Origin of the sequence: Streptomyces sp. NPDC001985, from assembly GCF_040296845.1 — a bacterium.
Lineage (GTDB): Bacteria > Actinomycetota > Actinomycetes > Streptomycetales > Streptomycetaceae > Streptomyces.
This window is the reverse complement of record NZ_JBEOYB010000029.1, coordinates 83969-90507: the sequence shown is the minus strand read 5'-3', so window position 1 is coordinate 90507 and position 6539 is coordinate 83969. Positions and strand designations below refer to the sequence as shown.

Here is a 6539-nt window from a genome sequence, read left to right as displayed (position 1 = left end):
CCGCCGTCCAGTCCCCCGCATCCTCGACCCGCTCACCGACCCACTCGGTCCCCTTCTCAACCGCGTCCTCCACCACATCCGGCGTCAGATCACTGACAATGTCCCCGATACCCACGACTCAGCTCCCCCCACCGTCCCGCTGCTGCCGGGCGCGTTCCTCGGGGGACGGCCCGAAGGTCTGGTCCACGGCCCGGTCGAACCGTTCCCGGTCCACCCCGGCGAGATCGTTGAGCGCACTCGCGCGCTGCCCGCCGATGCCCTCGGTCACCAGGGCCCGCCCGGTGTCCTTCCACACCCGCCCCGCCGCGAACCGCGCCAGCGCCTCCACGTCCGTGAACCCGCACACCCCCGCCCGCTGCCCGGCGATCCGCTCCGCCAACTCCGCACCCGCACCCGCACCCGTCACGGAACCCCCCTCCGGCTCTCGAACCCACCAGCACCGTAGGACACGGTGGGAGAACTGGCCACAGAAGGGGGTGTTCGGTGAAGGACGGGTCCGGCGACGTCTCCGGGGACGTGTCCAATGATCGGCCACGCGAGCCTGCCAGGGCATTCAGCCGGGAAGAACGCGGGGTTCTGGGCAACCCATTCTTCGGGAAATTGTCGATCCCCCAAACTACGGTGTGTCCTTTACAGCGGTTACTGGATACGTACAGGCAGGCTAGCCGACCGGGCCCTTACTGGGCGCCCCGCTGGCAGTAGCAGGCGGGCCTGTCAGGCGATGGTGGGCTGGGGACCGGGTAGCTCATAAGGTGCTCGATCCGGGGCTCGCCCTCTTGCGCAATGCTCTGTCCGGAAGGCATCGAGAGCCATGTGTGACGCGTGCGCTTCAGGTGCTGGCAGACGTCGTGCCCTCAGGTCGGGTAGCCCGATCTCCGCGGTGCCCCACGGGGGCTCCAGAGCGGAGAGCGCCGATCCCTGTGGTGAGTGATGCGCGAGAGTGACGAGGCTCGTTCAACTTCCCATGACGGATGTCCATTACAGCGAGGGCGACGCCGTTTCCATGAGGACGCCCACAGGGCTGGCAGGGCGATGCCGCATAGTGAACTCGGCTGGTCCGGCCTGGAGTCTCCCTGTTGACGGTCCCGCTGCTGTCGCTTCTTCGGTGGGAAGTGGCCCACGACCTGAACGAAGAGGGAAGCGGATGTTTGGGAACCGATCTCTTTGGGTGCCGTTGTCGACCGCATCCAAAGAGATCGCGAGAAATGTAGTAATTCTCGCGATCTCTTTGGGTACGGATGCCTCGAACCCTCCTGCCCCGGAACGCCTGCGAGGGGTCAGCCATCGGCATGATTTCTGTAGGAGTGAACGAATGCAGTTCATGACTCTGTATGGGAGGAATCCCCGCTTGGACGGGGAATGTGACGGTTCGAAGCAGCCGACGCAAAGAGATCGGGGACCATCCCCGCCTGCGCGGGGACCTGAGGTTGACAGAGAGGTTAGCAGCTGAACCTCGTGACCAACAGGAGCGGTCGGGGTCTGTGCAGGGGACCCTGCGTGCCTGGTCATTCGGCATCCTTGCAAGAGGGGGTTGATGTGGTGGGATTGAAGCTATTGACCTGCGTGTGTGTTACGCGGGGAGCCATCTCGAGCAAGTTCCTATCAGGATGCTGGCTGGACTCGCATGAGGAGGCCGAGCCTCATCTTCTGAAGAAGAAGTTCCCAGGTCGTGTCGAACAGGTCGGCCGAGCCCGCGATTGGACACGCGGCGAGTTGCAGGGCGAACCATTTTTAGATGACGCATTATTGATTGTGAGCGAGTTGAGTGCGAACGCCATCAAACATACTGCCAGTGGATTGGCTTCCGGTGAATTCTGTCTGGAGTTCGCGGTGTCGGAGCGGGTCGTTACCTTGTCGGTTGTGGATGAGGGTGGAACGGATGGCACTCCTCGCTGGAAGGGCTATGACGGTGAGGCTGAGAATGGGCGAGGTCTTGACATCGTCTTCGGTCTTGCCGATCGGGTCGTGATTCACCGAGCCTCCGCTGGGTTGAGGGTCGCTGTAGATTTTCAGCGTGCCTCAGACTCTCCGCAGCCGGGGGCGGAGCGAGGACCGGAGACACCAAATCCGCTCCGATCAGCCATTCGTCGGTCGGGTTCCGCGTGTGCGTCACTGTTCCGTCCGCACCCCCGGTGACGGCCCGGGGCGCTCTGTCGGCCACCGTGCACACTTGACCGCCGTGGCCAACGAGGCAGCGCCCGAGGGGCTCCTCACACGAGGAGCCGGTGACCCGCTCCACAGACATGTCCGCGTCCAACCACCCTGTGCCGAAATTCCCATTCCTCATCAGACGGTTGCCGATGCGATGTCATGGCGGGTGCTGGAGACGTATCGGGGGCGAGCGCACACCGGCGGACGCTGCGGGACGCACCGTCAGGGCGGCCGGTCCGGGCACGTCGTCATGAACGGTTTCCTCGGGACCGCCGGGGTCTGGGAGTGCTGGGACGCGTTCCCGGGGAGGGCGACCGGGCCGTTCCGGCCGAGCCCTTCAGGCTCTCCGCTGCACGGGTGCCGGGGGTCTTGGCGAGAGGGAGGCCTGCTGCGCGCTCGCGTCAGTATGTTCGCCGTCAGATGGAGATACCGGGTGCGTGGCCTGCGACGACTGGACGGTACGTCCGTAATAAGTTCAGGTGAAACCGGTCGAACCGGATATCGGGAATCAGGCACTTCCGCAACCGGCCCGGGGCGGGCTCGCGTCGTGACAGCTCCCATGCCGACGACCCCGACCGCCAGGACTGCCAGGGGAGATGACGAACGGCCACCATCGGATGACGGCGGCCGTTCCCGGCAGGGTCGCGGTCCGGGCGGCCGCGGGGCCGGCTCCCCGGAGTCCGGGCTCTGAGGGTGACCCGACTCAGGGCCCCCCGGGCCGCCGGCATGCCACCCCCGGCGTTCCCGCCTCAGCGCAGAAGGGCCAGCAGACCGACCCCCGGTGCCAGGGCCCCGGGCTGTCCCAGGGAGTGGAAGTCCGCCTCGACCGTCGCCAGGTCCAGGACGCCCGCCCGCACGGCGTGGTGGCGGACCACCGACCACAGGAAGACATCGAGGTTGTCGAACTGCGTGCCCGCCTCGATCACCTCCTCCTCGTGGAACCACACCGCGACCCGGCCGCTGGTCAGCACGGTGTAGTAGTTGCCTCCGCCGTCGGCGCCGATGGACCACACATCGTCGTCGGACAGCTCGGTCTCACCATCGGAGTCGAGGATGCGGCAGTCGTTGGCCTCGAAGTCGAAGGCGTACGACCAGTCGTATGTGTCGAGGCACTGCGGAAGGGAGCCTGAGCGGACGGCACGGTCGAAGCCGGCCAGCGCGGTCGCGGCGCTGGGCGGGAGCTTGGCGAGGAAGGGTTCGACCGGGCGGGTCGACGCCGGGATGTCGACCCGGGGCGCGTCGGGGAACCAGCGTGCCAGATCGCGGCGCAGTTCCCCGTTCACGTACCCGGTCAATTGATCAACGGTGAGAGACATGAGGTGAGGGTAGGGGATCTCCGCGGTGCACCGTGTCCCGCAACCGCGTTGGCCGGTCGCCACGGTGCGTTCCGCACGGCCGCTGCCGGCGAAGGCGCGGACGCGGCGCTCCCCGCCGCTCCCGCGCCCGTGGGAAACGGGTGGTGCCCCGGTGGGTTCGGTTGCCCGCCGGGGCCGGGGCGGTCAGGAGCAGGTGGCCAGGAGGACGGAGACGACGGTGCAGTGGGAGGAGGCGCTGTCGTTGGCCGGGTTGGGGTCGGCGGGTGAGGAGGCGGTCCGGGTGCCGGTGACCTTCACCGGGCCGAGGGACAGCAGGCCCAGGGGGACGCGGAACGTCTTGCTCACGTCGGCTCCCGCCGCGATGGTGCCGAAGGCGCAGGTGACGGTTCCGGCCGTGGCGGTGCAGCCGGGGGAGAGCCGGGTCGCGGTGGCGCCGGACGGCAGCTTCGCGGTGACGGTGGCCGTGGTCACCGCCTCCGGGCCCAGGTCACGGGCGGTCAGGGTGTAGGTGAGATAGGGGACCAGGATGCCCAGGCTCGGCCGGGCGGTGATGTCGACGTCGATGTCCGCGGAGGCCGTGGCGGCCGGGGTGAACGCGACGGCGTACGGTCCACTGCCGACGGGGACGGTCGCGGTGACCGTGTTCGTGGCGGTGTCGATCACCGATGCGGTGCCGCTGCCACTGTTGGCGACGTACAGTCCGCCGCCGTCGGGGGTCACCGCGACGCCGATCGGGGTGGCGCCGACATCGATGGTGGCCACGGTCGTGCCGGTGGCGGTGTCGATCACGGAGGCGCTGTTGCCGCCGATGTTGCCGACGTAGACACGGGAGCCGTCAGGGGACACCGCGGCGCCGAAGGGAGTGTTCCCGACGGGGACGGTGGCGGTCACGGCGTTGGTCGCGGTGTCGATCACGGTGGCCACCCCCGCGTGCTGGGTGCTGACATAGAGCCGGCTGCCGTCCGGGGTCACCGCGAGACCGTTGGCCCGGGCGACGGGGACGGTGGCGGTGACCGTGTTCGTGGCGGTGTCGATCACCGAGACCGCGGCGCCGCCGCTGACGTAGACACGGGTTCCGTCCGGGGCGGCCGTGGCGCTGTTCGGCAGTGTGCCGACCGGGACGGTCGCGGTAACGGTGTTGGTGGCGGTGTCGATCACCGAGACCGAGTCCGACAGGAAGTTGGTGACATAGACACTGCCGCCGCCGGGCGTCACCGCCACCCCGAACGGGCCATCGCCGACGGGGACCGTGGCGGTGACGGCGTCGGTCCCGGTGTCGATCACCGAGACCGAACCGGAGCCACGGTTGGTGACATAGGCCCGGCCGCCGTCGGGGGCCACGGCCACCCCGGAGGGCCTGTCACCGACGGGAACGGTCGCGGTCACCGCGGCGGTGGCGGTGTCCACGACCGATACATCGTCCGACTCGCTGTTGGCGATGTACGCCACCGGGGCCGCCGCGCGCTCCGGGGCGGCGGTCGCGGCCGGGACGGCCACCGCGACCAACCCGGAACAGAGCAGCGTGCCCGTGGCCAGGAGCGCGGTCAACCGCCGGCGCGACCCGACACGTGGCACCGGGCGGCGTAAGGCGGAGCGTGAAGACATGATGATGGTGTTCCCCTTCCCTGATCCGCGCCGCGACGGCGGGGACCGGCCAGCCCCTCGGGAAACCGTGGCGGGGCGGCCAACAGCCGCGGACCGCGCCGCGAGCGCTGACGACCAGGAGGTGGGCCACCCGGCCCCGACCTGCTCAGCGCCCCGGGAGGGGTCCGCGACGGTCTGCACATGCCCGACAGCCGACGCGGCGCACATCCCCGCGTCAGCGCGTTCAGCATGGCACCGCGATACCGCGCGCCGGGGCGGAATCGTCAACATCAGTACCCGCCCTCGCGCTGTGCGCCCCGCCCCGTGGAGGCGGGGGACAGCTGGGGCTCCGACGGTCCCCCCCCGCGGGTGCCGCGCTCCGGCGCGGTGGCTCTCTCCGCGCCGGAGCCGGCGCGCGGGCCCGCCGGTGCCGTCGCAAGCGCCGGGGCCGGGCCGGCGGGCCGCGACGGCACCGGTGATCCGCCGGCCCCGGCCGCACCGCCGTCCGGGCCGCGCCGCCGTCCGGGCCGTACCGCCGTCCGGGCCGTACCGCCTGGGGCGTTCACCCCCGACGGGCACACGGATCGACCTGCCCCGGCCGGTCCGTGTCCCGCACGGCGGCGGCCGGGGCCGAGGGGATCAGACCGCCGAGTCCGCGAGCAGCCTCAACGCCAGCGCCCGGGTCTCCCCGTCCGCCGTATCCGAGTTACCGGTGCCGAACGGGGGCACCGGGTCGTACTCCAGCGCCAGCTCCATCGCGCGGCCGACCTTCTCGTCCGAGAGGCGGGCGGCGAGGTGCAGACCCATGTCGATCCCGGCGGACACCCCCGCTGCCGTGATGATCTTTCCGGCCTCGACGAAACGCCCCGGCGTGTAGATCGCCCCCACGTCCTTCAGATAGGGGCGCGAGGCCCAGTACGTGGTGGCGGGGAGCCCGCGCAGCAGTCCGGCCGCACCGAGGATCAGGGAACCGGTGCAGACCGAAGCGGTCCAGTCGGTACGCCGGTGCACCCGGCGTATCCAGTCGAGAATCCGGGTGTCGGCCATCGTGGCGGTCGTCCCGCGCTCGCCGCCGCCGGGGACCACCAGCACGTCGGGACGCGTCACCTGGTGCAAGGACTTCTCCGCGGCTATCCCCAGCTCGCCGGTGTCCGTTCGGACCAGACCGGCCCGGACGGCCACCGTCGTCACCCGGACACCGGGAACCCGGCAGAGCGCTTCGTACGGTCCCACCGCGTCCAGCGCCGTGAACCCGTCGAACAGCAGCACCGCCACCTCCACCCGCTTCCGCCCGCTCTCCCCGGGGCGCTCCCGCTCCGCCGCTGCCGCCGGGCCCGCCGCCACGGTGGCAGCGATCCCCGCTCCCAGCGTCACCCCCGCCACGGTCCGCAGCACCTCACGGCGGTCCTGCCCGCACTGATCACTCATCCCTCGCCCCTCTCGCTCGCGCCCACTGTCTGTGTGCCAGAAGTCGGACGGGACGGTGGA

At 70.1% G+C, this 6539-nt stretch carries 5 protein-coding genes; 1 reads left to right on the top strand and 4 read right to left on the bottom strand.

The genetic code is table 11. The features are described from left to right. Positions 1 to 118: 118 nt before the first annotated feature. Positions 119 to 406 carry a hypothetical protein gene (locus tag ABT122_RS15580; protein WP_351551155.1) on the bottom strand — a complete coding sequence of 96 codons (288 nt, stop codon included), beginning with the start codon at positions 404 to 406 and terminating at the stop codon, positions 119 to 121. Between the two features lie 1049 nt (positions 407 to 1455). Here ABT122_RS15580 and ABT122_RS15575 point away from each other — a divergent pair. Beyond that, positions 1456 to 2136, top strand: coding sequence for an ATP-binding protein (locus tag ABT122_RS15575; RefSeq protein WP_351551152.1), 681 nt, complete (start codon positions 1456 to 1458; stop codon positions 2134 to 2136). A 764-nt stretch (positions 2137 to 2900) separates the two neighbouring features. Here the strand turns inward: ABT122_RS15575 and ABT122_RS15570 are convergent. From ABT122_RS15570 to ABT122_RS15560, 3 genes are all read right to left on the bottom strand, one after another. After that, a complete protein-coding gene (locus tag ABT122_RS15570) occupies positions 2901 to 3467 on the bottom strand; it encodes a hypothetical protein (RefSeq protein WP_351551150.1) in 567 nt (188 codons plus the stop codon). A gap of 183 nt (positions 3468 to 3650) precedes the next feature. Further along, a complete protein-coding gene (locus ABT122_RS15565) occupies positions 3651 to 5015 on the bottom strand; it encodes a hypothetical protein (RefSeq protein WP_351551148.1) in 1365 nt (454 codons plus the stop codon). Between the two features lie 675 nt (positions 5016 to 5690). Next, positions 5691 to 6479, bottom strand: a complete 789-nt coding sequence (locus tag ABT122_RS15560) for a DJ-1/PfpI family protein (protein WP_351551146.1) — start codon at positions 6477 to 6479, stop codon at positions 5691 to 5693. Between the last annotated feature and the right edge of the window lie 60 nt (positions 6480 to 6539).

Excerpts from the sequence above, each read along its gene's own strand:
- ABT122_RS15560 (WP_351551146.1), bottom strand. The coding sequence starts at position 6,479 with ATGAGTGATCAGTGCGGGCAGGACCGCCGTGAGGTGCTGCGGACCGTG.
- ABT122_RS15570 (WP_351551150.1), bottom strand. The coding sequence starts at position 3,467 with ATGTCTCTCACCGTTGATCAATTGACCGGGTACGTGAACGGGGAACTG.